The sequence below is a fragment of the Streptomyces sp. NPDC008137 genome (assembly GCF_042957035.1).
GTDB lineage: Bacteria > Actinomycetota > Actinomycetes > Streptomycetales > Streptomycetaceae > Streptomyces.
Window position 1 is genome coordinate 45,330 of the sequence record NZ_JBIBHN010000004.1, and the last position, 26,893, is coordinate 72,222.

25 protein-coding genes and 1 pseudogene are annotated in these 26,893 nt (G+C 70.9%); 11 read left to right on the top strand and 15 right to left on the bottom strand.

What is annotated here, in order from left to right:
* Positions 1-92 precede the first annotated feature (92 nt).
* A complete protein-coding gene (locus tag ACFZBT_RS08350) occupies positions 93-1,286 on the top strand; it encodes a SpoIIE family protein phosphatase (protein WP_391099986.1) in 1,194 nt (397 codons plus the stop codon).
* A 72-nt stretch (positions 1,287-1,358) separates the two neighbouring features.
* Here the strand turns inward: ACFZBT_RS08350 and ACFZBT_RS08355 are convergent, their stop codons facing one another.
* The 11 genes from ACFZBT_RS08355 to ACFZBT_RS08405 form a co-directional block, all read right to left on the bottom strand.
* Positions 1,359-1,751, bottom strand: a complete 393-nt coding sequence (locus ACFZBT_RS08355) for a DUF2267 domain-containing protein (protein WP_358314782.1) — start codon at positions 1,749-1,751, stop codon at positions 1,359-1,361.
* A 419-nt stretch (positions 1,752-2,170) separates the two neighbouring features.
* Positions 2,171-2,668 carry an Hsp20 family protein gene (locus tag ACFZBT_RS08360; RefSeq protein WP_391099989.1) on the bottom strand — a complete coding sequence of 166 codons (498 nt, stop codon included), beginning with the start codon at positions 2,666-2,668 and terminating at the stop codon, positions 2,171-2,173.
* 46 nt (positions 2,669-2,714) lie between these two features.
* Positions 2,715-4,496 (bottom strand): FAD-dependent oxidoreductase, encoded by a 1,782-nt coding sequence (locus ACFZBT_RS08365; RefSeq protein WP_391099992.1) that lies wholly within the window; start codon positions 4,494-4,496, stop codon positions 2,715-2,717.
* Entirely contained in the window at positions 4,496-4,759 is a 264-nt protein-coding gene (locus ACFZBT_RS08370) for a UBP-type zinc finger domain-containing protein (RefSeq protein ID WP_030896296.1), read from the bottom strand. Before ACFZBT_RS08370 ends, ACFZBT_RS08365 begins: the two co-directional genes overlap by 1 nt.
* 6 nt (positions 4,760-4,765) lie before the next feature.
* The gene (gene trxA, locus ACFZBT_RS08375; RefSeq protein ID WP_388165598.1) at positions 4,766-5,224 is read right to left on the bottom strand and encodes a thioredoxin; all 459 of its coding nucleotides are present in this window, start codon (positions 5,222-5,224) and stop codon (positions 4,766-4,768) included.
* Entirely contained in the window at positions 5,221-7,860 is a 2,640-nt protein-coding gene (clpB, locus tag ACFZBT_RS08380; protein WP_391099995.1) for an ATP-dependent chaperone ClpB, read from the bottom strand. The genes trxA and clpB overlap by 4 nt, the downstream gene beginning before the upstream one ends.
* Entirely contained in the window at positions 7,851-8,258 is a 408-nt protein-coding gene (locus ACFZBT_RS08385; RefSeq protein WP_358315589.1) for a chaperone modulator CbpM, read from the bottom strand. Before ACFZBT_RS08385 ends, clpB begins: the two co-directional genes overlap by 10 nt.
* Positions 8,258-9,205, bottom strand: coding sequence for a DnaJ C-terminal domain-containing protein (locus tag ACFZBT_RS08390; RefSeq protein ID WP_388165593.1), 948 nt, complete (start codon positions 9,203-9,205; stop codon positions 8,258-8,260). Before ACFZBT_RS08390 ends, ACFZBT_RS08385 begins: the two co-directional genes overlap by 1 nt.
* 6 nt (positions 9,206-9,211) lie before the next feature.
* Positions 9,212-9,829 (bottom strand): nucleotide exchange factor GrpE, encoded by a 618-nt coding sequence (grpE, locus tag ACFZBT_RS08395; protein ID WP_391099998.1) that lies wholly within the window; start codon positions 9,827-9,829, stop codon positions 9,212-9,214.
* A 9-nt stretch (positions 9,830-9,838) separates the two neighbouring features.
* Complete coding sequence (gene dnaK / locus ACFZBT_RS08400) at positions 9,839-11,749, bottom strand: molecular chaperone DnaK (protein ID WP_391100000.1); 1,911 nt, start codon at positions 11,747-11,749, stop codon at positions 9,839-9,841.
* Positions 11,750-11,800: 51 nt separating this feature from the next.
* The gene (locus ACFZBT_RS08405; RefSeq protein WP_388795695.1) at positions 11,801-12,289 is read right to left on the bottom strand and encodes a general stress protein; all 489 of its coding nucleotides are present in this window, start codon (positions 12,287-12,289) and stop codon (positions 11,801-11,803) included.
* A gap of 223 nt (positions 12,290-12,512) precedes the next feature.
* On the opposite strand from ACFZBT_RS08405, the gene ACFZBT_RS08410 reads away from it, so the two are divergent.
* Positions 12,513-14,285, top strand: a complete 1,773-nt coding sequence (locus ACFZBT_RS08410) for a helix-turn-helix domain-containing protein (protein WP_391100003.1) — start codon at positions 12,513-12,515, stop codon at positions 14,283-14,285.
* Positions 14,286-14,341: 56 nt separating this feature from the next.
* On the opposite strand, the gene ACFZBT_RS08415 is transcribed toward ACFZBT_RS08410, so the two are convergent.
* On the bottom strand, positions 14,342-15,520 hold the full coding sequence (locus ACFZBT_RS08415) for an acyl-CoA dehydrogenase family protein (RefSeq protein ID WP_391100005.1): 1,179 nt from the start codon (positions 15,518-15,520) through the stop codon (positions 14,342-14,344).
* Between the two features lie 77 nt (positions 15,521-15,597).
* Complete coding sequence (locus tag ACFZBT_RS08420; RefSeq protein ID WP_391100008.1) at positions 15,598-15,972, bottom strand: ferredoxin; 375 nt, start codon at positions 15,970-15,972, stop codon at positions 15,598-15,600.
* A 103-nt stretch (positions 15,973-16,075) separates the two neighbouring features.
* On the opposite strand from ACFZBT_RS08420, the gene ACFZBT_RS08425 reads away from it, so the two are divergent.
* From ACFZBT_RS08425 to ACFZBT_RS08460, 8 genes and pseudogenes are all read left to right on the top strand, one after another.
* Positions 16,076-16,441, top strand: coding sequence for a DUF6479 family protein (locus ACFZBT_RS08425; RefSeq protein WP_391100010.1), 366 nt, complete (start codon positions 16,076-16,078; stop codon positions 16,439-16,441).
* A gap of 219 nt (positions 16,442-16,660) precedes the next feature.
* A complete protein-coding gene (locus tag ACFZBT_RS08430; RefSeq protein ID WP_184595762.1) occupies positions 16,661-17,167 on the top strand; it encodes a SigE family RNA polymerase sigma factor in 507 nt (168 codons plus the stop codon).
* 11 nt (positions 17,168-17,178) lie between these two features.
* Positions 17,179-17,700, top strand: coding sequence for a cellulase (locus tag ACFZBT_RS08435; protein WP_391100014.1), 522 nt, complete (start codon positions 17,179-17,181; stop codon positions 17,698-17,700).
* 137 nt (positions 17,701-17,837) lie between these two features.
* Positions 17,838-19,118, top strand: a complete 1,281-nt coding sequence (locus tag ACFZBT_RS08440) for a glycosyltransferase (RefSeq protein ID WP_391100017.1) — start codon at positions 17,838-17,840, stop codon at positions 19,116-19,118.
* Complete coding sequence (locus tag ACFZBT_RS08445) at positions 19,115-20,377, top strand: glycosyltransferase family 39 protein (RefSeq protein WP_391100019.1); 1,263 nt, start codon at positions 19,115-19,117, stop codon at positions 20,375-20,377. Before ACFZBT_RS08440 ends, ACFZBT_RS08445 begins: the two co-directional genes overlap by 4 nt.
* 120 nt (positions 20,378-20,497) lie before the next feature.
* Positions 20,498-22,171 carry a purine-cytosine permease family protein gene (locus ACFZBT_RS08450; protein WP_391100021.1) on the top strand — a complete coding sequence of 558 codons (1,674 nt, stop codon included), beginning with the start codon at positions 20,498-20,500 and terminating at the stop codon, positions 22,169-22,171.
* Between the two features lie 149 nt (positions 22,172-22,320).
* Positions 22,321-22,776, top strand: coding sequence for a hypothetical protein (locus ACFZBT_RS08455; RefSeq protein WP_391100024.1), 456 nt, complete (start codon positions 22,321-22,323; stop codon positions 22,774-22,776).
* A 269-nt stretch (positions 22,777-23,045) separates the two neighbouring features.
* A pseudogene (locus ACFZBT_RS08460) lies at positions 23,046-23,294 on the top strand (cation:proton antiporter); the annotation flags it as partial.
* A gap of 149 nt (positions 23,295-23,443) precedes the next feature.
* Here ACFZBT_RS08460 and ACFZBT_RS08465 read toward each other — a convergent pair.
* Together ACFZBT_RS08465 and ACFZBT_RS08470 are read right to left on the bottom strand one after the other, a co-directional pair.
* A complete protein-coding gene (locus ACFZBT_RS08465) occupies positions 23,444-24,025 on the bottom strand; it encodes a hypothetical protein (RefSeq protein ID WP_391100026.1) in 582 nt (193 codons plus the stop codon).
* A 76-nt stretch (positions 24,026-24,101) separates the two neighbouring features.
* Positions 24,102-25,202 (bottom strand): DNA glycosylase AlkZ-like family protein, encoded by a 1,101-nt coding sequence (locus tag ACFZBT_RS08470; RefSeq protein WP_391100028.1) that lies wholly within the window; start codon positions 25,200-25,202, stop codon positions 24,102-24,104.
* Between the two features lie 310 nt (positions 25,203-25,512).
* On the opposite strand from ACFZBT_RS08470, the gene ACFZBT_RS08475 reads away from it, so the two are divergent.
* Positions 25,513-26,715: an acyl-CoA dehydrogenase family protein gene (locus tag ACFZBT_RS08475; RefSeq protein WP_391100030.1), complete on the top strand. Its 1,203-nt coding sequence runs from the start codon at positions 25,513-25,515 to the stop codon at positions 26,713-26,715.
* The last annotated feature ends 178 nt before the right edge of the window (positions 26,716-26,893 follow it).

The following is a 26,893-nucleotide window of genomic DNA, read 5'->3' on the forward strand; positions in this document are numbered from 1 at the left end:
CTCTCGGCTGCGCAGCGACCTGACCGGCCCCCGGCTCGGGTGTCGGAGAGCTCAGATGGTGACAGCTCGTCCTCGAAGGGATCATCGAAGGCATGGACAGGAACGTGTCCGTCGGGTCCGGGGAGCGGCTGCTGGATGAACTGGTCAGGGCTGCCCAGCTGGCATCACCTGCGGAACTGCCCGCGGTCCTGAACCGGTACACCGAGGCCATGGGCTTGGGCAGGGCCGTTGTCTATCTGGTCGACATCCAGCAGAGACTGCTGGTGCCATTCGCCGAAGGCGAGCCGGAACTGGGGCTCGACACTTCGCTGGCCGGATGGGCCTACCGCACCGACTCTCTCCGAATGGAAGAAGACCTCTCCGGAGGGCTGAAGGTGTGGTTGCCCCTGGCCGACGGGGCGGAGCGGCTGGGCGTCGTGGAGCTGAACGTGAGCACCCTGGACGGGCTCAAGCTACGGCGCTGCCGAACGACGGCGCTGCTCCTCGCACTGATCATCACGTCCAAGCGCTCCCACAGCGACACGATCGCGCAGCGTATGCGTACCAGGCCGATGCACCTGCCCACGGAGATGGTGAGGGCTTTTCTCCCTCCCCGGTCGATCGGCACCGGGCGGGTCGTGTCGACGGCGGTTCTGGAGCCTGCGTACGAACTGGGCGGGGATGCTTTCGACCATGCGTTCACCGAGGACGTTCTGCACGCCGCAGTCCTTGACGGCATGGGGCACGATCTGGCGTCCGGACTTGCCACCTCTGTCGCCATGGCAGGCTGCCGTAACGCCCGACGCAGCGGGGCAGATCTGAACGAACTCGCGGGCACCATGGACGAGGCGTTGGCGAAGTGGCTTCCGGAGCAGTTCTGCACGGGTGTCTTCGCCCAGTTGCACATGCCCACCGGTGTGCTGCGGTGGTGCAACTGCGGCCACCCGCCTCCGTTGCTCATCCGTCGACACCGCCTGCTCCACAAGGCCTTGGAGCGGCCACCGGAGCCTCCTTTGGGTCTGCCCGCCAATCTCGCCGGGACCGCCCGTCAGGTGCACGACGTCAGCCTGGAACCCGGTGACCGAATACTGCTCTACTCGGACGGCGTCGTGGAGTCACGCGACGAGGCGGGCGAGGAGTTCGGCCTGGAGCGCTTCACCGACTACATCATCCGGTCGACCGCAGCAGGGCAGAGCGCCCCGGAAGTGCTGCGCCTGCTCATCCATGCCATCCTCGAGCATCAGCACAACGAACTCAGCGACGACGCCACGATCTTGCTGTTCGAGTGGCAGCCCCCTGATCCGTGACCGCCCGCGACCTGGTACTGGGGCGGCCGGGGCGCCGCTGCGTGGGCCTTTCGTTCTGAGCGCTGCACAAGCTCAGTCCGCGAGGTCAGCCTTTCCGAACAGGACCGCGTAACTGGAGGGGAGTTGGCTGATGATCTGATTCAGTTCTCCGCCGGTCACAGCGTCGGCGACGGTGGTCAGGACCGCGCTGGCGTCCCACTGTGCCGTACGCGGCCGGGCACCCGTGCGCTCGGCGACCCGGCGGTAGAACTCTTCGATCCCGAAGCTCTGCGCCCGCTGGGGCGTTGCATGATCCAGAACCTGTCCCAGCGGGCCGGGCATCTGGGATGCGAGGTCCTTGACCTCTCCCGGGCTGATCCGTTGGGCCAGCACTTCCAGCACGGCGTTGGTGACGTCTGCGGCTTCGTCCGGGTTCTTGTATTCGCCTCGTTCGCGTACGTGGGCGAGGAATCCGTCGTATTTCATCGCTGCCTCCTTCTGCGCCGGTCATCGCTGGTCATGGGGTCGCCCGGTGCGCTGTCGAGCCCGCCGAGCGCTTTGCCATGAGGGCGACACGATGCTCTGGCGCTGCGCGCGCGGGTGCGGAGAGGAGGGAAGCAAGCGATATCCGACAGCCCAGAACGCTGAGCGTTACGCACGGGCATTCGACCGCGAGGACCAGGCGGACATGGGCCGGCGATCCCCGCTGGGTCTGCTCCCCCTTCGGCTGCTGCGCGCCTGGCCTCTGCGGAGCCGAAAGGAAGCGGGTGGCGAGCCACATGCCGACCCTCCGCCGCGGTGAGGGCTTGTGATACGAGACGTCGTTCATGAGTCACCCCGGGTGTCGAACCTCGCCGGCCCGGCCGCGGTGCCGGACGGATGTCCGGAACCGCGGCGTTCGCGTCTCAGCCGCTGCTCCCGGTGCTTTCACTCGTCTCGCTGATCTCGACGTGCCGGGGCTTTGCGACCTCGGCCTTGGGGACGGTGATGGTGAGCACCCCGTCCGACATCCGCGCGTTGATCTTTTCGGTGTCGACTTCTCCGGGCAGCCGCAGCCGGTACTCGAAGGCTCCGGTGCGGCGGGTGCTCCGTCGCAGGACGCCTTTGCGTTCCCTCTCCTTGATCTCTCCGGTGACCACCAGCTCCTGGCCGTTCGCTTCGACGTCGATGTCCTTGCTCTTGACGCCGGGGAGTTCGATCTCGATGTGGAAGGCGTCGTCGGCCTCCGTGACGTCCGCCAGGGGTGTCCACGCGACTGCGGGCGCCGCGCCTCCCACCGTGGATTCGATCAGTCCGCTCATCTCGCTGAGCAGTTGGTCGAACTCCGTCAGCGGATTGCGTGCCCAGCCAAGCGGCCTGGCCTGCATTGCGGCACCCCGCTGGTGCCGGACGGGCGTAGTCATTGCCGTCGCCTCCTTCTCCTTCTCGTGATCTCTTCTCTCTTTGAAGTCATCCGAGCCAAGCGGACTCCTTCGGGCGGGTGTGCGGGGAGCTGTCGGTGCCGCCGGGCGTGGCCGTGTGGCCCAGGTAGCGGTGCACGAAGTGGATGCTCATCGCGCCTTCGCCGACCGCGGAGGCCACGCGTTTCACCGAGCCGCTGCGGACGTCGCCGGCGGCGAAGACGCCCGGCAGGCTGGTCTCCAACGTCAGGCAGTCACGGCCCCGGCTCTGCCACAGTCCGGGGACGGAGCAGGCCTGCGCCTCCGCCCCGGTGAGGACGAAGCCGCGCGCGTCGAGGGCGAGCGCGTCGGACAGCCACTCGGTGTGGGGCTCGGCGCCGGTGAAGACGAACAGGGCGCGCACCGCGAGGTGCCGATGCTCGCCCGTACGGCGGTCGACCACGGTGACCGACTCCAGCACCTTGTCGCCGAGTGCCTCGGTCGTCTCGGTGTGCAGCAGCACGCGCACCCGCGAGTGGCGCTCGACCTGATCGATCAGATAGCGGGACATGTGTGCCTCGAGGCTTGGCCCACGGACGAGCAGATACACCTGCGGTGCGTATCCGGCCAGGAAGAGCACGGCCTGGCCCGCGGAGTTGCCTCCGCCGACGACGGCCACCGCGTCGGTGCGGCACTGCTGGGCCTCGTAGACGGTCGCCGAGTAGTGGACGCTCGTTCCCTCCAGGCGTTCGATGCCGGGCACCTGGAGGCGGCGGTAGCGAGCCCCGGTGGCCAGGACGACCGTGCGGGCGGTGATCTCGCTGCCGTCGGCGAACCCGACGGCGTAGAGCCCGCCCCGCGGTTCGAGCCGAGCCGCCTCCGCCGGGACGCTGATCCTGGCGCCGAACTTGTCGGCCTGGAGCACAGCGCGTTCAGTGAGTTCGGCGCCGGAGATGCCGGAAGGGAAGCCGAGCAGATTCTCGATGCGGGACGACGTGGCGGCCTGGCCACCGCTGGCCATGGCCTCGACGACGGTCGTGTCCAGGCCCTCCGAGGCGGCGTTCACCGCGGCGGCGAGACCGGCGGGGCCGGAGCCGACGATCAGGAGATCGCCGTGATGGTTTCCGGCGGGCAGCGACGGCAGGCCCATGAGCCGGGCCAGTTCCGCGTTGCTGGGGTTGCGCAACAGAGTGGTGTCCCGCCAGATGACGAGCGGTGTCTCCTCCGGGCCGACGCCGAAGCGGCGCAGCAGTTCCTCGGCCTCCTCGTCGGCCTCCAGATCGATCCAGCGGTACGGCAGCCGGTTGCGGGCGGCGAACTCACGCAGCCGGCGGGTGTCAGGCGAATAGCGCGAGCCGACGATGCGGAAACCGGCACCCTGCCCGACGAGCAAAGCACGCCGGCCCAGGCAAGCGCGCAGCACCACATCACCAAGGACGGAGTCCCGGGTCACCAGGTCACGCAGCTGATCCATGGACAGAGCGAGGACCTCACCGGGGGCCCTGACCACGGCGGTGTAGAAGGCTACCTGCCCATGCAGGAGGCCGAGTTCGCCGATGAAGCGGCCGGGGCCGTGCACACGCAGCAGACGTTCACCGGTCGCGCCGTAGCCCTCGACGATGGCGACCGAACCACTGAGGACGACGTAGAACGTCTCGCACGGCTCCCCCTCCCGGATCAGCACATCACCGGCGTCAACCGCGAGCCGCCGACCGTGCTGCGCCAGGCGGGACACCTGGTCATCCGGCAGGCGGGGATAGGCGCCGTAGATGTCAGCGGTCTCGAAGGGGACGCTCTCCTCCGCCTCGTCCGGCACAGGCGCTGCGCCCGGCCGCGTCTCGTCGCCGGCCATCACACGAACGCCTCGTGGGCGAAGCACCACCGCCAGTCCTCGCCGGGCTCCAGCGATGCCACGATCGGATGGCCGTCGGCGGCGGCGTGACGGCGCGCGTGCCGGTTGGGCGAGGAATCGCAGCAGCCGACGTGGCCGCAGGTCAGGCAGAGCCTGAGGTGAACCCACGGGGAGCCGAGCAGCAGACACTCCTGACACCCTTCGGGGGTCCGTGGCTGCACCGGCCGGACGAGGGCGAGGTGGGGGTCGGTTCGTACGGTCATGGCTGATCACCCTTTCCCGGCCGGTTCGCGGCCCGCGATCGACTGCTCCACCCACCGCTGAAGGGCCGGGGCAGGTGCGGCACCCGCCTGCCGGGCGATGGTCTGCCCTTTGTCGAGGACCAACAGCGTCGGTACCGCCTGGACCTCGAACCGCTGCGCCAGGCGCGGGTTCTTGTCGATGTCGACCTTGACCAGCTTGATCTTTCCCGCGAGATGGGCGGCGACCTTCTCCAGTGCGGGGCTCACCATGCGGCAGGGGCCGCACCAGGTGGCCCACAGGTCGACGACGACGGGCACGGTGGCCTGCTCGACGACCTCGGTGAAGTCGTCGTCGCCCGCGTCGGCCATCCACGGCAGCGGCTGCTTGCAGTTGGCGCACCTGGGGCGGCCCTCGGCGGCCACGGGTACCCGGTTGGTGCGCCCGCAGTGCGGGCAGGTGACGTTGGTGGCTTGCACGGTACTCATGCCGCCCTCGCTCCCTTCACGTCCTCGGGCTGGTCGTAGGTGACGACCAGCTCTCCGTGCTCGGCGTCGACGCGGACCTTCGCGCCGTCCTGGACGTCGCCGCGCAGCAGGGCGCGCCCGACCAGCGTCTCGACCTCGTGGGAGATGAAACGCCGCAGCGGCCGTGCGCCGTACACCGGGTCGTAGCCCTGGTGGGCGATCAACTCTCGTGCCGTGTCGGTGAGTTCGACGGTGATGCGGCGCTCGGCGACCCGCTTCCGCAGCTCGTCGAACTGCAGCTCCACGATCCGCTCGATCTGCCGCTCACCGAGCGGCTTGAACAGCACGATGTCGTCGACGCGGTTGAGGAACTCCGGGCGGAAGTGCCCGCGCAGCTCACCCATCACCAGGGCGCGGGCGTCCGGCTTGATCTCGCCCTCGGCGGTGGCGCCGTCGAGGAGGTGCTCGGAGCCGATGTTGGACGTCATGATGATCACGGTGTTACGGAAGTCGACGGTGCGGCCCTGGGCGTCGGTGATGCGGCCGTCGTCGAGGATCTGCAGCAGGGTGTTGAAGACATCGGTGTGCGCCTTCTCGATCTCGTCGAACAGCACGACCGAGTACGGCTTGCGGCGTACGGCCTCGGTGAGCTGTCCGCCTTCCTCGTAGCCGACGTATCCGGGCGGGGCCCCCATCAGCCGGCTGACGGTGTGCCGCTCCTGGTACTCGCTCATGTCGAGGCGGACCATGTTCTCCTCGGAGTCGAACAGGGCTCGGGCGAGGGTCTTGGCCAGCTCGGTCTTCCCGACGCCGGTGGGGCCGAGGAAGATGAACGAGCCGATGGGGCGGCGAGGGTCGCGGATGCCGGAGCGGGCGCGGATGATGGCGTCGGCGACGAGCTGAACGGCCTCGTCCTGGCCGATGACGCGCTCGCGCAGGATCTCGTCGAGGCGCAGCAGCTTCTCGCGTTCGCCCTCCTGGAGGCGGGCGACGGGGACGCCGGTCCAGGCGGCGACGATCTCGGCGATCTCCTCCTCCGTCACGACCTCGCGCAGCAGCCGGTTCTCCCCTTGCTTCGCGGCCAGTTGCTCCTCCTCTGCGGCGAGCCGGCGCTCCAGGTCCTGGAGGCGGCCGTAGCGGAGTTCGGCGGCGCGGTTGAGGTCGTAGGCGCGTTCTGCTTCCTCCGCCTCGTGGCGCACCTGCTCCAGTTCCTGGCGCAGCTCCTGCACGCGGCGGATGGCCTGCCGTTCGGCCTCCCACTGGGCGTGCTTGGCGTCGGCCTCGCCGCGCAGGTCGGCCAGTTCCCTGCGCAGCTCCTCCAGGCGCGTCTTGCTGGCGGGGTCGGTCTCCTTGGAGAGGGCGGCCTCCTCGATCTCCAGGCGGGTGACGCGGCGGGTGATCTCGTCGAGTTCGGCGGGCATCGAGTCGATCTCGGTACGCAGCCGGGCGCACGCCTCGTCCACGAGGTCGATGGCCTTGTCGGGCAGGAACCGATCGGTGATGTAGCGGTGGCTGAGGGTGGCCGCGGATACCAGCGCGGTGTCCTGGATCTTCACGCCGTGGAAGATTTCCAGGCGTTCGCGCAGTCCGCGCAGGATGGAGATGGTGTCCTCCACGCTCGGCTCCTCGACCAGGACCTGCTGGAAGCGGCGTTCGAGGGCGGCGTCCTTCTCGATGTGCTTGCGGTACTCGTCGAGGGTGGTGGCACCGATCATGTGGAGTTCGCCGCGGGCGAGCATCGGCTTGAGCATGTTGCCCGCGTCCATGGCCCCTTCGGCGGCGCCCGCGCCTACGACGGTGTGGAGTTCGTCGACGAAGAGCAGGATGTGCCCCTGGGCGGCCTTGACCTCGGACAGTACGGCCTTGAGGCGTTCCTCGAACTCGCCGCGGTACTTCGCCCCGGCCACCAGGGAGCCCATGTCGAGTGCGAACACCGTCTTGTCGCGTAGGCCCTCGGGGACGTCGCCGCGGACGATGCGCTGGGCCAGGCCCTCGACGATGGCGGTCTTGCCGACGCCGGGGTCGCCGATGAGGACCGGGTTGTTCTTGGACTTGCGGCTGAGGATCTGGGTGACGCGGCGGATCTCGGCGTCCCGGCCGATGACCGGGTCGAGTTTGCCGTCCCTGGCCTCGGCGACCAGGTCGCGGCCGTACTTCTCCAGCGCCTCGTAGGCCACTTCGGGGTTGGCCGAGGTCACGCGCTGGTTGCCACGGACCTGGGTCAGCGCGCTCAGGAACGAGTCCCGGGTGATGCCGTGCTCCTTGAGCAGCCGTCCGGCGGCGGTGGACGAGCCCTCCTCGGCCAGGGCCAGCAGGAGGTGCTCCACGGACACGTACTCGTCCTTGAGGCGTTTGGCCTCCCGCTCGGCCGCGTCCAGCAGCCGGGACAGGCGCTGGGTGACGAACACCTGGCCCGGCGCCGCGCCCGGGCCGGTCACCTTGGGCCGGCGGGAAAGCTCCTCAAGCACAGTCGCACGGAGCTCTTCGGGCCTCCTGCCCGCCTGTTGCAGCAGCCGCGGGATCAGGCCGTCCTCCTGGTCGAGGAGCGCGAGCAGCAGATGCTCACCGTCGACCTCGGTCTGGCCCATGCGGACGGCGGCGGTCTGCGCCTCCTGGAGGGCTTCCTGTGACTTCTGGGTGAGACGGTTCATGTCCATGGGGGTGAGTCACTCCTCCTGCCGCGGTCGCGCAGTGCGGCTTCGAGCAGGCTGATGCGGTCGAGCAGGTCGAGCACCAGACCGATGGATGCGTAGTTGAGGCAGAGTCCGGAGCGCAGCCGCTGGACGCGGGCGAGGATCGCCGGGGCCGCGGGGTCGAACACGAGGTGCCCCGCGGCGTCGCGTTCGGCGTCGACCAGGCCGAGGGCGACGAACCGGCGGACCAGGTCGGGATGGAGGCCCGAGCGGCGGGCCACGGTGTCCAGAGAAAGCCTGGGCACGGGGACGAGCGCGTACCGCACGGTCGTGGACCCGGCGCTCGTCCGTACGGGACGCCCGCCCGCGTCGGCCCGGGCGGCCTGACCGCCGGTCGCCGCCCATGAGGGTCGGTCGCTCATCACGTCCTCCTGGGGTCGTACGAAGAGGTGGCGGCGAGCTCCTCGAACAGCTCGCGCTCCCGGTCGCCGAGGGCAGGCGGCACCATGACGCGGAGTTCGGCGTACAGGTCGCCGTTCGCACCGCGCGGGTTCGGCATGCCCTCGCCGCGCAGCCGCAGCCGCCGGCCGCTGGAGGAGCCCGCGGGCACCGTGACCTTGGCCGTGCCGCCGCCGGGGGTGGGCACCGGCACGGTCGCACCCAGGGCCGCCTCCCAGGGGGTGACGGGGACCTGTACGTGGACGTCGCGGCCGTCCAGCCGGAACCGGGGGTGGGGCTGGATTCGCACCCGCAGGTACAGGTCGCCCGCGGGTGCGTCACCACTGCCCCGGCCGCCCTCGCCCGCCAGGCGGATGCGCTGCCCGTCGGTGACGCCGGGCGGTACGTCGACCTCGTACCGTCGCGGCTGCCCGGTGGGGCCGGCGAGCGTGACGGTGCGGCGGCCGCCCCGGTAGGCCTCCTCGACGGTGAGCGGCAGCTCGGCCTCCTGGTCGGCCCCCGGTACACCGCCGGGGGCGGCGCCTGCTCCGAAGAGCGAGCCGAGCAGGTCGTCGATGTCGACGCCCTCTGCTGCGAAGTCGTCGCCGAACCCCGTGTACCGGACGCGGGGGCCGCCCGCACCAGCAGTCCTGCGAGTGCGGAAGCCGCCGCCCGCTCCGGCCGCGACCCGTTCGTCGAAGTCCTCGGGGATCTTGCGGAAGTCCTCTCCGAAGCGGTCGTAACGGGCCCGTGTCTTGGGGTCCGAAAGGACGCTGTACGCCTCGTTGAGGTCCTTGAAGCGTTCCTCCGCCCCCGGGTCCTTGTTGACGTCCGGGTGGTACTTGCGGGCGAGTTGGCGATATGCCTGCTGGATCTCGTCCTGGCTCGCGGTCCGTGACACGCCCAGCACCTCGTAGAAGTCCTGTGCCATGACGGGTCACTCCCGCTTCGCGACAGTCACGGCGGCGGGCCTGAGCTGCCGTTCCCCGTCCCCGTAGCCCGGGCGCAGCACCTCGACGACCGTGCCCGGTGGGGCGGCGGGGTCCTGGACGACGCCGACCACCTCGTGCCGGGCGGGGTCGAAGGCGACGCCGGTTTCCGCGTGCCTCGGGTAGCCGAGCAGTTCGAGGACGTTCACCGCCTGGTCGCGGACCGCTCGGACGCCTTCCACGATCGCGCCGGGGTCGGATCCGGCATGGGTCAGGGCGAGTTCGAGGTTGTCCAGGACGGGCAGGAAGGCGGCGGCCGTGCGGGACCGCTCGACCGTCCGCTCCCGCTCCAGTTCCCTGGCGTGGCGCTTGCGGAGGTTGTCGAGGTCGGCGAGCGCACGCCGCCAGCGGTCCTCGAGTTCCTTGAGCTCGGCCGTGGGCTCGTCCTCGGACGGTGCGGAGCCGCCGGCCGCGTCGGGGCCGGGTTCCTGGTCCGTGTCAGACCCCCGCCCGGTCGGCGGGCCCGAGCTCGGAAGATCCCCTCGGGGAGGGCGTACGGCGCCCTCCGGAGCCGGGTCGGCCGAGTCCGGCACGGCCGGGTCGGATTCCCTGGGGTGGATCGGCATGGCGGTTCCTCAGTCCTTGTCGAACTCGGCGTCGATGACGTCGTCGTCACCGCCACCGCCACTCGGGCCGCCACCGGTCGCGCCGTCCTCGGTGGTGTCCTGGTCGGGACCGCCCGTGGTGGCACCGGCCTGATGCGCCACCAGCCCCGACAGCACCTGCTGGAGTTCGGAGGTCAGGGGCCGCACCCGCTCCACGCCTGCCTCCTCCTTGACCGCCGCCCGGGCGTCCGACACCAGCATCTCTGCGCGGGCCTTCTCGTGCGCGGGTGCGCCGTCGCCCAGCTCGGCGAGGCGTTTTTCGACCTGGTACGCGACGGCATCGAGTTCGTTGCGGGCATCGACGGCCTCGCGCAGGGCCTTGTCCTGGCCCTGGTTGCGCTCGGCCTCCTGGACCATGCGTTCGACTTCGCCACGGTCGAGGTTGGAGCTCTCGGTGATGGTGATGCCCTGTTCCTTGCCGGTGTCCCGGTCTCGGGCCTTGACGTTGAGAATGCCGTTGGCGTCGATGTCGAAGGTGACCTCGATCTGCGCTTCGCCGCGCGGCGCCGGGCGTATGTCGGTGAGCTGGAAGCGGCCGAGCACCCGGTTGTCGGCTGCCCGTTCGCGCTCGCCCTGCAGGACGACGATGTCGACGGCGGGCTGGTTGTCCTCGGCGGTGGAGAAGGTCTCGGTGCGGCGCACGGGGATGGTGGTGTTCCGCTCGATGATCTTCGTCATCACGCCGCCGCGTGTCTCGACACCCAAAGACAGGGGTGTGACGTCGAGCAGCAGGACGTCCTTGACCTCGCCCTTGAGCACCCCGGCCTGGATCGCGGCACCCAGGGCCACGACCTCGTCGGGGTTGACGCTCATGTTGGGTTCCTTGCCGCCGGTCAGCCGGCGCACAAGGGACTGGACGGCGGGGATGCGGGTGGAGCCGCCGACGAGGATCACCTCGTCGATGTCGCTCTCGCCGACCTTGGCGTCGGCCATGGCCTGCTGGACCGGTCCCAGGCACCGTTCCACCAGGTCACTGGTGATCTGCTCGAACGTGGACCGCATGACCGAGTCGGTGAGGTGCTTGGGGCCCGAGGCATCGGCGGTGATGAACGGCAGGCTTACCTGCGTCTGCGTCACCGAACTCAGCTCGGTCTTGGCCTTCTCCGCCGCCTCGAACAGGCGTTGCAGGGCCTGCGGATCCTTGCGCAGATCGATGCCGTTCTCCTTCTGGAAGTCGTCGGCAAGGTAATCCACCAGACGCCGGTCGAAGTCGTCACCGCCCAGGTGACTGTCGCCCGCCGTGGAACGCACCTCCACCACGCCGTCGCCCACGTCGAGGATGCTCACATCGAACGTCCCGCCGCCGAGGTCGAAGACCAGCACCGTCTCGTGCTGCTTCTTGTCCATGCCGTACGCCAGGGCGGCCGCGGTCGGCTCGTTGATGATCCGCAGCACCTCCAGTCCCGCGATCCGCCCGGCGTCCTTGGTGGCGGTGCGCTGGGCGTCGTTGAAGTAGGCGGGCACGGTGATGACCGCCTCCGTGACCCGTTCCCCGAGCTGCTTGGAGGCGTCGTCGGCGAGTTTGCGCAGCACCTGGGCGCTGATCTCCTCAGGCGCGTAGAGCTTGTCGCGCACCTTGAAGCGGGCGACGCCGCCCTCACCCTCGACGACGTCGTACGCCACTGCCCTGGCCTCGTCCGGGATCTCGTCGAAGTGCCGGCCGATGAACCGTTTGGCCGAGTAGATGGTGCCCTTGGGATTGAGGATCGCCTGGCGCCGGGCCAGCTGGCCCACCAGCCGTTCCCCGGTGTCGGTGAAGGCCACCACGGACGGCGTCGTACGGTTGCCCTCGGTGTTGGGCACGACGGAAGCTTCGCCGCCCTCCCACACGGCGATCACCGAGTTCGTGGTGCCCAGGTCGATGCCCACTGCCTTGGCCATGAGGAACTCCTCCCGTGCGGCGGCAAGCGCCGGCACTGCGGATCCGATCGTTCAGGTATGGGCGGGACGTCCGCCGGCACCGGCGGTCGGCAACCCGCCGAGCAGCCGTACCGCCTCGTCGGCGACCGCTTCGTCCACGACGACGTCGTACCGGCTGGGCTGCATCGAGCGGACGGAGGCGAAGTCCCGTCGGCCGCCCTGCAGGGCGTACAGCAGCAGGCCGAACAGCGCCCCCACGATCGCTCCGAAAATCAGGCCGTAGAGGGCGACGAGCAGGGCGGAGACGAGCGGGTCGACCCAGTCGACCAGGCCGAAGAGCCAGCCGATCAGCGCCCCGGGAAGGGCCCCGCTCGCCGCACCGTGCAGGGCGGCCCTGCCGTAGTCCATACGGCCGACGACCTGCTCGACGAGCCTGACGTCCTGTCCGATGATGGCCACCCTCTGCACGGGAAACCCCTGGTCCGAGAGGTGGTCGACGGCGCGTTCGGCTTCCTGGTACGTCTCGTACGTGGCGACGGGCCTACGAGGCTGCTCGCTCATCACCCAGTCCTTCCTGCCCGTGTGCACGGCGGCCCCCGGCACGCCCCCAGACTCGCGAACCGAGCAGCTCTGCGCCTGCACCCAGCAGGTCAAAGAACAACGGAGCCCGTCCCCCCGCGAGCACGAGAAGGACACACCGGATATCTCGGGTACTTTGGTCGGGGACGGCGTAGAGGAAGAGTCGCTGTCACCTCTCTGGGGGCTCAGGGAAGGGAGCAATCCCATGGCCGGTTTCAGGGGCCGGAGCGTGTACCGACGCCGTCCCCACCGGGAAGGCGGCCTTCCGCCGGGCCGTCTGGGACAGCACCCCACGATCTCGCGGCGCGAGGCTCGCCCGCCGCTTTCCCCCCTGGCATCCCACAAGTGGCCGGCAGTCTCTCGCGCCCTGTTCGACACTCGGGACGAAAGCGAGATCCTGAGCCTGGCCATGAGCCACGTGTCGACTGTCGGCCCGTTCAGAGCCGAGGCCGGATACCTCAGGGTGCACGGCCATATGGTCCCCAGCCCGCAGGTCGGGCCGGGTCATGTGTCAGCCGTGGACCGGACGGTGCGAGAGCTGACAGGGCGGGACGTCCCCGTGACCGTTCCCGGCCGGTCCAGGGGCCGGGCCTTGGCCCTGCACGGACCCGGGGGCCTGCACGGCTACCTTGTGGTGACGTCTCGCTCCCGGCCCACCGAAGCCCAGCACTTCCTGCTCGCCACGCTCGTACGCCTCACCGCCGCGGCCCTGTCGGTCGCCGTCGCGCACCGCAGGCAGCGGGAAGACGCCCTGGAGCTGCACCGACTGCGACGGGAACGGGCAGCCTTCCAGGGGCGGCTGATCTCTCTCGTGGTCGAGCTGAGATATCGGCGGGCCGTGCACGAGGCCCTCGCCGAGGTCGCGGCCTCGGGCGGCGGCGAGGAGGCCATCACCAGCGCACTGCATGAGCTCACCGGATTTCCCGTGCTGGTGGAGGATCGCTTCGGCCGACTGCGGTCCTGGACCGGTCCCGGCCGGCCCGACCCCTATCCGGAACCGGACCCCGCACGCCATGAGGAGATGCTCCAGGGGGTCGCCCGGAGAGGCGGGCCCGTGCGCATCAACGACCGGCTGATCTCCCTGGTACGCCCCCGCGGTGAGGTCCTCGGAGTACTGGCCCTGGTCGATCCCGAGAACGACGCCGACGAGTACACCGTGTTCGCGCTGGAGCATGCCACCACGTCACTCGCCGTGGAACTGTCGCACCTGCGCCATCTGGCGGAGGCCGAGCTGCGACTGCGCCGCGAACTGGTCGACGATCTCCTGGGGGGCACGGACGAGGCGAGCGCCTACGCCCGGTCCGAGGCGTTCGGACACGACCTGCATCAAATCCAGTACGTGGTCGTCGTGCAGTGGAGGAACCAGGCCGCGGACGACGCTTTCGCACGGACCGTGGGCCGGGCGGCTTCGGCCGTGGGCATGCCGTCGCTGGTGACTCGGCGTTCCGACCACGTGGTCCTGATCGCCGAGGGCAGCCCCCACGACCACGCCTTGTACGAGACGCTCGCCCGGGAGACCGGAACACCGGACGGGACGATCGGCGTGAGCGCCCGCTGCGACACCCCGGACGGTATCCCCGGCCGCTACCAGGAAGCACTGCGCGCCCTGGAGGTTCGCCTCCGGTCCCGAAGGCGATACGGCACGACGTTCTTCGACGATCTGGGCCTCTATCGCATCCTGGGGCCTGGAAACGAATACCAGGAGCTGGAGGCGTTCGTTCGGGAATGGCTCGGTTCCCTCGTCGACTACGACGGCCGGCACCGTACGGCTCTCGTGGAGACCCTGTCCCGGTACTTCGACTGCGGTGGCAACTACGCCGAGACCGCCGAATCCCTGGCGATCCACCGCAGCACGCTGCGCTACCGGCTCCAGCGCATCCGTGAGATCAGCGGCCATGACCTCACGAGCGTGGAGGACCGCCTCAACCTGCAGGTCGCCACCCGGGTGTGGAAGATCATGCTGGGCGGACCGGGTTGAGGAGCCCACGGCGACGGGTCCCCGGGACCGATCGAACGCAGCCCGGGCCACAACCGTCAGCGACGCACCCGCGGCATCCCCAGCCCGATCCACGAGATGATCTCCCGCTGGATCTCGTTGTTGCCGCCGCCGAAGGTGAAGATGACCGCCGAGCGGTAGCCGCGTTCCAGTTCGCCGTGCAGGACCGCGCCCGCCGAGCCCTCCTTCAGGGCTCCGGGGGCGGCGACGATCTCCATGAGCCAGGCGTAGGCGTCGCGCCGGGCCTCGGAACCGTAGACCTTGACGGCGGAGGCGTCCTGCGGGGTGAGGGTGCCCTCCTGGACGGAGTTGACCATCTGCCAGTTGAGCAGTTTGAGGGCGTCCAGCCGGGCGTGGGTGCGAGCCAGGAGGCGGCGTACCCAGGGCAGGTCCGCGACGCGGCGGCCGTCGGCGAGCTTGGTCTCCGTCGACCAGCGCTGCACGTCGTGCAGGGCGCGGATCGCCATGGTGCCGTGGGCGGCCAGGGTCACGCGCTCGTGGTTGAGCTGGTTGGTGATCAGCCGCCAGCCCTGGTTCTCGGCACCGACCCGGCGGGAGACGGGGACCCGGACGTTCTCGTAGTAACTGGCCGTGGTGTCGTGCGAGGCGAGGGTGTTGATCAGGGTGCAGGAGTAGCCGGGGGCGGTGGTCGGCACCAGCAGCATGGTGATGCCCTTGTGCGGCGGGGCATCAGGGTCGGTGCGCACGGCCAGCCACACCCAGTCGGCCGTGTCGCCGTTGGTCGTCCAGATCTTCTGGCCGTCGACGACGTACTCGTCGCCGTCCCGGACCGCACGGGTCCGCAGTGACGCGAGGTCGGTGCCCGCGCCGGGCTCGCTGTAGCCGATGGCGAAGTCGAGCTCGCCGGAGAGGATCTTCGGGAGGAAGTATGCCTTCTGCTCGTCGGTGCCGTACTGCATGATCGTCGGGCCGACGGTGTTCAGCGCCATCAGGGGCAGCGGGACGCCCGCCTGGGCGGCCTCGTCGAAGAAGATGAACTGCTCCATGGCTGTCAGGCCACGCCCGCCGTACTCCTCGGGCCAGCCCACGCCGAGCCAGCCGTCCGTGCCGAGGCGCCGGATCGTCTCGCGGTAGAACCGCTTCTGGGCGGCGGGATCGCCGTGCCGGGCGTGGGCGTGGTCCGGGACCAGTTCGGCGAAGTAGGCGCGCAGTTCGGTGCGCAGCCGCTGCTGCTCGGGCGTGTATTCGAGGTGCACGGCGCCTCCAGGCTCCCCAAGGCCGGTCCTGTCGGCGCACACCGTAGAACGTGTTTCAGAAATAGGGAATGGCGATGTCAGTTCAGGGTGGCGAGGAAGTCCGTGCACGCCCGCGCGCACGCGCGGCACGCCGTCGCCGAGTCCTCCGCCCCCGGCTGCCGGTCGAAAGCGTGGGCGGCCTCCAGGCACACGGTCCGGCACCACTCCACCTGGGCGCGGATGGTGCTCTCGTCCACCTGGTTCTGCTCGGACAGCACACGACAGGTCGCGTCGCAGACCTCCGCGCACATGATGCCCTTGCGTCGTACGAGCTCCTGGTTCTCGGTGCCGTCGGGATCCACCAGGCTCGCGCGCAGCGCGCACGCCCGCGCGCACTCTGTACACGCCTGCGCGCAGGCGAAGCGGTCCTCCAGGAACCGGAACAGCTCCTGCTGGGATGTCGTCGAAGTCACACCGCGCGGGTAGCCCCGGTCGATGCCCGTCAAACCCGGTGCCCCCAAGGGGGGCGCCCGATGTGGGCAGGTTCATGGTGAGGACCAGGGGTACCCGCGCGCCATGAATACCGCATGGATGGAGATGGCCGCGGGCCGTGGCGCCCTCGGAATCGGGCTGGTCGTGGCGGGTGTGGTGGTCGTGGCCCTGCTGCTGGGGGCCTTCGTCCTCGGAGTTCGCATCAAGCGCAGGGAGCTGCCCACACCGCGCCCCGAGGAGCAGCCGCGGCTGCCCGACGGCGGCCCGGTCCGGGAAGTCAGTGAGCGCCGGGAGCCCGAGGAGGTGCCGCGGAGCCAGGACCGCCTGACCCCGCACCGCATGAAGGCCCACGGCAACGTGAGCGACCGGAGGAGCGCGTCGCAGGAGCGCCCCCGCTGGAACGAGGGCGGCAGCGGTTCGTTCGGCAGCGGCGGCCCGGGCGGCGGGTGATCCCGGGCCGGGGGGATCCCGCGCGGCCGCGCCGTCCCCAGGCGTGCCGGCGTCGTCCCCGGACCTGCACCGGAAAGGGCTCGTGCCCAGTGCACGGGCCCTTTTCCATGCCCGAATCCGGCTGGAGTGAGGTGGATCACAGGATCCGGGTGCAGCGCGGGGCGGGGCCCAGCGTCTTTTCACAGGTGTAGGAGGCCACTGAGACGCGGGACGGTGAGGATGGAGCAGGTTCGGGCGGACGGCTTCGACGAGTTCGTGGCCGCCCGTTGGTCGGCGCTGCTCCATGTCGCGCGACTGCTCACGGGGGGCGACCGGCAACGGGCCGAGGACCTGGTGCAGGAGGCCCTGGTGAAGCTGTGGTTCGCCTGGCCGAAGGTCGCGGAGCAGGCCCCGGAGGCGTACGTCCGCACGGTGCTGGTGCGGATGGCGGCGCGCTCGGCGCGACGGCGCTGGTGGGGTGAGCGCCCGGTGGAGCAGCTGCCGGACCGGGCGGACCCGGGCGATGTGTCCTCCACCGTGGCGGAGCGCTCGCGGCTGGAGGCCGCGCTGGCCCTGCTGTCGCCGAAGCAGCGCGCGGCGGTGGTGCTGCGCTACTACGAGGACCTGCCCGAGGCCCAGGTCGCCCAGGCGCTGGGCTGCCCCGTGGGCACCGCACGGTCCCACGCGTCACGCGGAGTCGCACGGCTCCGCCAGATCCTGTCCGACGCCGTCAGGCCCGTGGGGTGAAGGGAGCAACGATGGACGACTTCGAGCGGGACCTGTCGCGGCTGATGCGCGACACCCAGCAGCACACTCCCTACGAGCCCGCGCAGCGGCAGCGGCTGCACCAGGGCATCCGGGCCCGCCGCCGGTCGCGGATGCTGTGGAAGGCGGGCGGCTCCGCCGTGGCGGTGGCCGGGCTCAGTGTCGGGCTCGCCCTGCTGCCCGGCATGCTCACGAAGGCCCAGCCCGCCGATCCCCGGCCGCGGCCCGCGACCAGCCCGACGCCCACACACGACGACGGGCCCACGACCGGCGCCCCGGATCCGAGCCCGACTCCGACCGGGTCGGAGACGTCGGTGCCCGCGACCTCACCCGGCAGCAGCACACCGACCGGGACCACCAGCACCCCGACCGGCCCTCCGCCGACCGTCACGCCCTCCGAGAGCAGCACCAGCACGGCCCTCCCCTACTCGCCCCCTCCCCCGACCCAGACGTCGGCCCCGCCGTCCGCCCTGGAGACGACACAGGAGCCCTCCGCATCGGTCAGTTCCGAGTAGCCGCCTGAGAGGCGATTCCCGCCAGGGGCTTCATCGCCCCGCACTCCCGTCACCGCACCACCGACACGGGCGCCTTCGGCATGCCCTGAACCGGCGCTCGCGTATGCCGCGCGCCAGAAAGAGACCGGTAAGCAGCCATGAGAACCGCACGGCGGCCGGCCCTGACCGACCGCCCGACCTCAGAGCTCGCCGCGTTGCCGCGCCGGGCGCCCCTGTCCGCGCACCACCCGGAGCCCGTCCTCGACGTGGTCGTACCCGTGTACAACGAGGAGAACGATCTGGAGCCGTGCGTCCGGCGTCTGCACGCGCACCTCGGCGAGACGTTCCCCTACGCGTTCCGGATCACCATCGCCGACAATGCCAGCACCGACCGGACCCCGCGGATCGCCGCCCGGCTGGCCGCCGAGCTGCCCGGCACGGACTGGATCCGGCTGGCCGAGAAGGGTCGGGGCCGCGCGCTGCACGCCGCCTGGTCGCGGTCCCGTGCCCCGGTGCTGGCCTACCTGGACGTGGATCTGTCCACCGACCTCGCGGCGCTGCTGCCGCTGGTCGCGCCGCTGATCTCGGGGCACTCGGACGTCGCCATCGGCACCCGGCTCGCGCGTGGTTCCCGGGTGGTGCGCGGGCCGAAGCGGGAGATCGTCTCCCGCTGCTACAACGGGCTGCTGCGCTCCACGCTCGCCGTGGGGTTCTCCGACGCGCAGTGCGGGTTCAAGGCGGTGCGGCGGGACGTCGCCGAGCGGCTGCTGCCGCTGGTGGAGGACCAGGGGTGGTTCTTCGACACCGAGTTGCTGGTCATCGCCGAGCGCGCGGGGCTGCGGATCCACGAGGTGCCGGTGGACTGGGTGGACGACCCCGACAGCCGGGTGCGCATCGTCTCCACGGCACTGGCCGATCTGCGGGGCATGGCGAGGCTGGGCCGGGCCCTGGCCTGCGGGCGGCTGCCGCTGAGCGCGCTGCGCCGCAGCGACGGCGACCTCGCGGGGGAACTGCCGACGGGCCTGGCCCGGCAGGCGGTGCGCTTCGCCGCCGTGGGTGTCGCCAGCACCCTGTGCTACCTGCTGCTCTACCTCGGGCTCAGACCGGTGACGGGGGCGCAGGCGGGCAACGCGCTCGCCCTGCTCGCCAGCGCGGTCGCCAACACCGCGGCCAACCGGCGGCTCACCTTCGGGGTGCGGGGGCGCGGCGGCGCGCTGCGCCACCATCTCAAGGGCCTGGCGGCGTTCCTGGTGGGCCTGGTCCTGACCAGCGGATCGCTGGCCGCCCTGCACCACACCGCGCCCGGGGCCGGCCGCGTGGTCGAGCTCATGACCCTCGTCGCCGCCAACCTGGCCGCGACACTGCTGCGTTTCCTCCTCCTCCGGGCCTGGGTGTTCCCCGCCCGCGACAACGACCGCCTTACGACAGGATCCTCATGAGCACCGTCGAGCTGAGCCGATCGCCGTCCGGCCACGAGGCTTCTGAAGTCCCCCGAAGATCCGGGGAGTTCCGCCGGCGGCTGCGCTGGGCCGCCGTGCGTTACGGTCCCGTGCTGCTGACGTACGGCGTGCTGAAGCTGGCCGGCTTCGCCGTCTTCATGTATCTGCTCGATTCCGCGGGCGACTTCCGGAAGAAGAACCCCCGTTTCGGCGGCGGCGAGCACGCCTGGGACGTCCTGGCCAGCTGGGACGGCTGGTGGTACCAGCAGATAGCCGAGCACGGATACGACCCCGCCCTGGAGCCGGTCCCGGGCGCGACGGGGCTGATCACCCTCGAAGGGAACTCGGCGGCGTTCTTCCCGCTGTACCCGGCGCTGATGCGCCTGGTCTCGGAGTGCACCGGGCTCGGGCTGTTCGGCGCGGGCATGACCGTGTCCGTGATCGCCTCGTTCGTCGCGGCGCTCGGCATCTACGCCGTGGCGCGGCGGCTGGGCGGCCACCGGGCCGGGCTGGTCGCGGCCGGGCTGTGGGCGGTCTGGCCCGGCTCGGGCACGGAGTGGTCGGGCTACTCGGAGTCCCTCTACACGGCTCTCGCCGCCTGGGCCTGCCATGCCGTCATGTCCCGCCGCTGGCTGACCGCCGGTCTGCTGACCTGTGCCGCCGGGCTCTGCCGGCCCACCGCCGCGGCGCTGGTCGCCGCCCTCGCCGTCGCCGCGCTGCTGTCCCTGCGCCGTCGCGCGGACGGTGTGCTGCGTCCGCTGGCCGCCGTGGCGATCGCACCGCTGGGACTGTTCGGCTATCTCGCCTGGGTCAACTACCGCATGGGCGACATCAACGGCTACTCCAAGCTCCAGGACGGCGCGTGGGCCCACAAGTTCGACTGGGGAGCCCACACGTTCAAGGTGCTGACGTCCCTCCCCGTCGGGCACTTCGACTATCTCTTCGCCAGGGCCTTCGAGGACGTCATCGGCGTCTGCGTCGTGCTGGCGGTGCCGGCGCTGACGGTGCTGCTGCTGCGGCTGCGCCCGCCGGCCGTGCTCGTCGTGTACACCGTGCTGTCGTACCTCATGGTGATGACGACCCAGCAGATCTTCGGCAACGTCTCGCGCTATCTGCTGCCCCTCTTCCCCCTGTTCGTCCCCCTCGCCCTCGCGATGAGCCGGCTCGGATGGCCGTCCCTGGTCACGGTCCTCGGCACGGCCGCGCTGGCCTCGGGGTCGTACGCGGGGTACGTGCTCTTCGAACTCGGAGTGCCGTAGCCGGTGTCGGTGCGTGAGATGCCTCCGAAACATTCCCTTCACGCAGGAAGTATTTAGGGGTAACGCCCGCTGCCTACCGTGCCTGCCTGTCGTCCCCAACCCGCAGCGAGGAGGCGTGGCATGAGTGCCGAGCCACGACTGGCAGAAGTCACCGATCCGGAACCGGCGCGGCAGGCGGCGCCGGGTTCCGACCAGGCCGTCAAGGAGACCCTGGAGGACTACACCCTCCGCTTCGCGCCGCGCAGTTACCGGCGCTGGACTCCGATGGTGGTGGCGACCACCGCGCTCGGCGGCATCGCCTACATGGCCGACTTCTCCATCGGCGCCGGCATCGGTCTGGCCCACGGCACCGGCAACGCGCTCCTCGCGATCGCCGTCGCCGCCGTCGTCATCTTCGTGACCGGCTTTCCGCTCGCCTACTACGGGGCCCGCTACAACATCGACCTGGACCTGATCACGCGCGGCTCCGGCTTCGGCTACTTCGGCTCGGTCCTCACCAGCGTCATCTTCGCCAGCTTCACCTTCATCTTCTTCGCCCTCGAAGGCTCGATCATGGCCCAGGGCCTGAAGCTGGGCCTCGGACTGCCGCTCTGGCTCGGCTATCTGGTCTCCACGCTCATGGTGATCCCGCTGGTGATCTACGGCATGACGGCGCTGAGCAAGCTCCAGGTGTGGACCACTCCGATCTGGCTGCTGCTGATGGTCGGTCCGCTGGTCTATCTGGTCGCCACCGACCCGGGGACCGTCGACCGCTTCCTCGCCTACGCGGGCACCGACGGGGAAGGCGGCGTCAACACCGCGTCCGTGCTGCTGGGCGCGGGTGTGTGCCTGTCGCTGATCGCGCAGATCGGCGAGCAGATCGACTATCTGCGCTTCATGCCGCCCAAGACCGAGGAGAACAAGCAGAGTTGGTGGACGGCCGTGGTGATGGCCGGCCCGGGCTGGGTGGTGCTCGGCGCGCTGAAGCAGGCCATCGGTGTGTTCCTCGCGGTCTACATCATCGCCGAGGTCGGTCCCGCCGCGGCCCCCGAGCCGATCCAGCAGTTCAAGCACGCCTTCGACGCGATGATGCCGTCCTGGATCGTCCTCCCGCTGGCCGTGGCCCTGGTCGTGATCAGCCAGATCAAGATCAATGTGACGAACGCGTACTCCGGCTCCCTCGCCTGGACCAACTCCTTCACCCGGGTCACCAGGCGCTACCCGGGCCGGATGGTCTTCGTCCTGGTCAACCTGGGCTTCGCGCTGGCCCTGATGGAGGCCGACATGTTCAGCTTCCTCAACGGCATCCTGGGCTTCTACTCGAACTGCGCGATCGCCTGGGTGGTCACCGTGGCCACCGACATCGGCATCAACAAGTACGTGCTGAAACTGTCCCCGCACGCCCCCGAGTTCCGCCGCGGCATGCTCTACGCCGTCAACCCGGTCGGTGTCGTGGCCTTCGTCGCCGCGTCCGGGCTGTCCATCGCCATGTACTTCCACGCGCTGGGCGACACGCTCCAGCCGTACTCCCCCGTCGCCGCGGCCGTCATCGCCTTCGTCCTCACGCCGCTGATGGCCGTCGTCACCCAGGGCAGGTACTACCTGCGCCGCACGGACGACGGCATCCCCGAGCCGCTTCTGGACGAGGACGGCAACCCCAGCGCCGTCGTCTACGAGTGCCATGTGTGCCGGCAGCGGTTCGAGCGGCCTGACGTGGCCGCCTGCCGGACGCACGACGCCGTGGTCTGCTCGCTCTGCCTGAGCACCGACAAGGTCGGCGACCACGTGCTCCCGGAGGCGCCCGCCGTGGCGTGACGGCCCCCGCGCCGGGTGCGCGCCGAGACGGAATTCGGCCCGCCCGTCGTTTTTCTCCCTCTCCGACGAGGCCTTTCGCGGCACCGGGCGGCATACTGATCTTGCGCTGTGCAGTGATCGGGCCAAAGGTCGGAGAGGGGAGGGCGGACATGACCAGCGAAGAACCGGGCAGAGCGGGAAGGCCCGACGAGCCGGACGGCGTTCCCTCGATCGCGGACGACGTGTGGCGGAGGTTCCTCTCGGACACCGAGGACGCCATACGGGCCTCCGCCCCCAGGGAGCCCTCCGCGAAGGAGCGCGCGGCGGGACGGCGGCTGCAACCCCCGCACTCCGTCGGCGACCTGTGGCAGCCGGAGGACCTGTGGGTCCGTGTGGCGTGGCGGGACCTGGACCGCCGTGCCAAGGCCCGGCGCGTGGGACGAGTCGTCGCCACCGCGGCCGCCGTGGCCGTGGCCCTCGGGGCCTGGTCCCAGCTGTCGACCGGCGCGGGCACGGGCGACCAGCCGGGAACGGGCACCGTACGGCAGGTGGAGGGAGCGACCGCGAGGCTGCCCTCGGCCACTCCCTTCCCTTCCGGATCGCCCTTCCCGGAGCCGCCCAGGTAGCGCACACGGGACGGGTGCCCTTCCGTCCTGTCGCCCAGGATGAGCCACAGGCTGGATCCGGTCCCTCGTCCGGGCGCGGCCCCAGCAGGCGAGTCACCGGAACGCGCACGCCGACCGAAGGGGGACAGGCATGCGGCAAGGGCGGACTGCTGCCGCTGGGCGCCGGCGAGGACGTCGCCATCGGTGCCGAGATCGGCGTCATCCTGCTGCTGCTCATGCCGGGCCCGGAGTACACGGCCGCCGACCTGGTCTCCAACCTCAGAACACCGGCGGCCCTCACCACCGCGACGAAGATCGCCACCGGCTACCGGGCCGGGATCGGGCCGATGGGCCGCTGGCGGGCCGACGGCACGCTCGTGGCCCTCGGCGAGTTCTCCATCGCCCTCGCGGGACTCGCCGTCACGGCCGGCATCGCGCCGTCCCTGGGACCGCCGGCCACGGCGTACCTCCTCGTCCTGGTCCTCCTCGGCCCGCTGACCTCCCGCCTGACCGAGCCCGTGGCGACGCGCCTGGCGGGACACTGGCGCCGGAGGAGGGCCGTGCCCGTCGCTCTCGGTGCCCACGAGAGCATCGAGGCCAGGACCCGGTCGGCCGTGCCCGACGCGCATCTACGGGTCCGGCTGTCCCACACCGCGAGCCTGACGCCCCCGTCGGGCGTTGCTCCCGGTCAGCCGGTCTTCCACCCCCGCCGCGCGTCGATCCGCTCCCATTCCGCGTCCCACTGCGCCATGCGCCGGCGGTCCAGGGACAGCCGTATCAGCCAGGCCGCCCCCAGCACCGCCCCGCCCGCCAGGGCTCCGGCCAGCGCGCCGCCCATGGTGGTGTGCAGCCAGGCCTCGCCTTCGGACACCGGTGGAGTCGTGATGTCACCGCTCTTGTTCACCCACACGGGGACCGTGCTCCCGGCGGGAGCCCGGGGCGGCACTCGCGCCTCGTCCTTGTGCGTCGAACCGTCCGGCGCGGTCCATCGCACCTCGCCCCACACCCGGTGGTCGCTCGCCGCGCGGGCCGGTGACGGACCCGGCGCGTCCTTGACGACGACCGCCGGCACCTGGTGGCTCCCGGCCCGCTGCCGTTCGACGGCCTGCTCGACCGCGCCCGCCGCCAGCAGCCCTCCGGCCAGCCCGCCCAGCAGGGCGAACACCCAGCCGGCGAGCACGACCCAGGCTTCGACGACGTCCACGCGCCGCTTGAGCGCGTTGCGTCGCCACCGCCACCACCGCATGGTCGTACGCTCTGACGCTTCCATCGGCCGACACCCCCTCGTGAGCACCGGCAGCACCCTTCCAGTGTGCGCCTGATCGGTGCCCGTGTCGGCGTGGCGCTCAGCCGGGGGACGCGGCGATCCGTACCCGGTCACTGTCGCCGCCGGAGAGGAAGGACGCCAGCGCTCGTCCCTCCTCGTCGACGGCGGTGCGCTCGGCCCGGGTGAAGCGGTCCAGCGGGGTGACCAGGACGGTGTCGGCCTCGACGCTCCAGGTCGCGGCGACCCTGCCGTCGACCAGGGCGACCCGGGCACCGGCCACCGACAGGCCGCGGTGGGCGTCGTCGATGATCCGGCTGCGGTCGTGGTAGCCGAGGATCGCGTTGTCGAAGGCCGGCAGGAACCGTACCGGGGCGGGGGTGTCGGGGTCGGGGCGCGGCGCGTCGGGGAGGTCCAGCAGTTCCCGGCCGCGCTCGTCGCGGAAGGCGACCAGTTCCTCGCGCAGGGCGGAGACGGCGGCGGGCAGTCCGGCCAGGCCGCACCAGGCGCGCAGGTCGGCCGAGGCGGCGGGGCCGAACGCGGCCAGATAGCGCCGGACCAGTGCCTGACCCACAGGGTCGGAGCCGTCGGGGTCCGGCGGGTCGATCTCGCACCCCAGCCAGGAAGAGACCAACGCATAGCGTGCTCCTCCCGACGTGCGCCACAGCCCGCGCGGCGGGAGCTGCACCGTCGGGAGCAGTCCGGCGATCAGCATCTCGCCGAGCGGCCGGGGGCCCGCCGCCGGCCAGCGGTCGACGACGGCGCGCGCGAGTTCGCCCATCGTGCGGGGTTCGCCGTCGGCCATGACGGACCGCCCGGCAGCCGCGAGTCGGCCGAGGTCCACACCGTCCAGCTCGCGGCGGTAGGTGCCGAGCACCCGCTGGCGCAGCATGGCGTCGTGGCGTGCCCGCCAGGCCACCAGATCGTCGGCGGTGACCAGGTGGACGGTGCGGCGCATGAGGTGGGTGCGCGCCACGCGCCGCCCGGTCAGCAGGTCAGACAGCGCCGTCGGCGCGAAGGCCCGCAACCGGGACCACAGCCCGATGAACGGCTCCTGCGGCTCCTGTGCCTGGAGACCGCACAGCTGCGCGACGGCGTCGAGCACCGGCAGGTCGGCGCGGTCGAGGAGCAACTGCCGCGCGAGGGTGGCGCGGTTGAGTGCCCGGGTGTTGAGAACGGTCAAGGGAGCACCTCGGCCTTCGAGTCGTGTGCCGACCCGTGGTTCGAGTGAGCCGGGCGGCTTGCCCGGTCACCGTCGCACGGGATGCGGTCAGGTCGTGACCGCATCCGGTGTCGTGCAGCTTGAGCAAGACATCTCGCTTCTCGTCAACCACGGATCGGATGCCGGACGGGAGTTGGACGGTCACGGCTGGCCGGATACCGCCGTTCCCGCGTTCCCTACTTTCCCTATAGACTTACTAGGAAAGCTTGGACGGCGCCTCGGGCCGCTGCTCAGGACGACGCATGCCCCACAAGGTGAGGAGACCTCTGCCATGGGCCCAGCCCCTGCGCCGACCGGGCCCGGACGTGCGCAATGGCTGCGCGTGGCCCGTGAGACGGCGGACGATCTGGCCACGGACGCGGTGGCCAGGGAGCAGGCAGGCAAGCCCCCGTTCGACGAGGTGTCCCGGCTGCGCGAGTCGGGCCTGCTGACGCTCCTGATACCGGCCGGACTCGGGGGCGGCGGCGAGAACTGGACCACGGTATACGCCGTGGTCCGGGAGATCGCGGCGGCCGACGCAGCGATCGGCCAACTGCTGGGCTGTCACTACTACATGTCGTTCAGCGCCCGGTTCTTCACCGATCCCGCTCCCGCCGCCGGGCTGGAGCGGCGCGCCGCAGCGGAGCAGTGGTGCTGGGGCGGTGGTCTGGCGCGGCAGGAACCGGCTCTGTCACTTGCCAGGAACGCGCAGGGGTATGTACTGAACGGCCGCCAGAGCTACGCCGCCGGCGTCCTGGTCGCCGACCGTCTCGCCGTGCGGGCGGTGCGGGCCGGCACCGGCGAGCCGCTCGCCGTCGTGGTCGATCCGGCCCTGCCGGGCGTGGTGATCGACGGCGACGCCGACCCCTTCGGGCAGCGGCTCGCGGCGGGCGGCAGCGCGGAGTTCGAGGCCGTGCCGGTCTCCGCCGACGATGTGCTGGGCTCCCTGGCCGCGGACGAGGAGGTCCTGTCGCCCCGCACGGCTCTGGTGTCGCCGGTCGGGCGTCTTCTCTCGGTGCAGCTCCGTCTCGGCATGGCCGAGGGCGTGCTCGCCGAAGCCCGTGAGTACAGCAGGACCGGCCACTCCCACTGGCACCCGGACTGGCCGATCGGCTCGCCGCGGGACCCGCAGGTGCTGACCGCCTACGGGGAGCTCACCGTGCTCACGCGCTCCGCGTCCGCGCTCGCCGACCAGGCGCGGGACGCCGTGCACGACGGGCTGGCACGCGGCGAGGATCTCGGTCACGAGGAGTACGCGGAGATCTCGGTCCTCGTGGCCATGGCCGAAGCCGCCGCGTCCAGGGCCGTGCAGGAGTCCACGGCCCGCGCCCTCGACATCATCGGTGTCCGCTCCGCGTCCGCGCGGCTGGGCTTCGACCGCTTCTGGCGCAATGCCCGGACCCACACGCTGTACGAGCCCGTCGCCCACCGGCTCCATGATGTCGGGGACTACTTCCTCAACGGCACACACCCTCCTTTCGTCCTGCCTGTGTAGCCCTCACCGGGCCGGATCGACGGCGATTGTGAACAGCGCGCTTCACTCTTGTGTCGCCCAACCGATCACCGTTGACCGGGCCTGATTTCGCTGCGACTCTCGTTCTCGTGAGCAATTCCGGGAACCACTGTCCCCGCTCCCTCTGACAGTCGACCACCACGGCCGTTGTGCCGTCCTC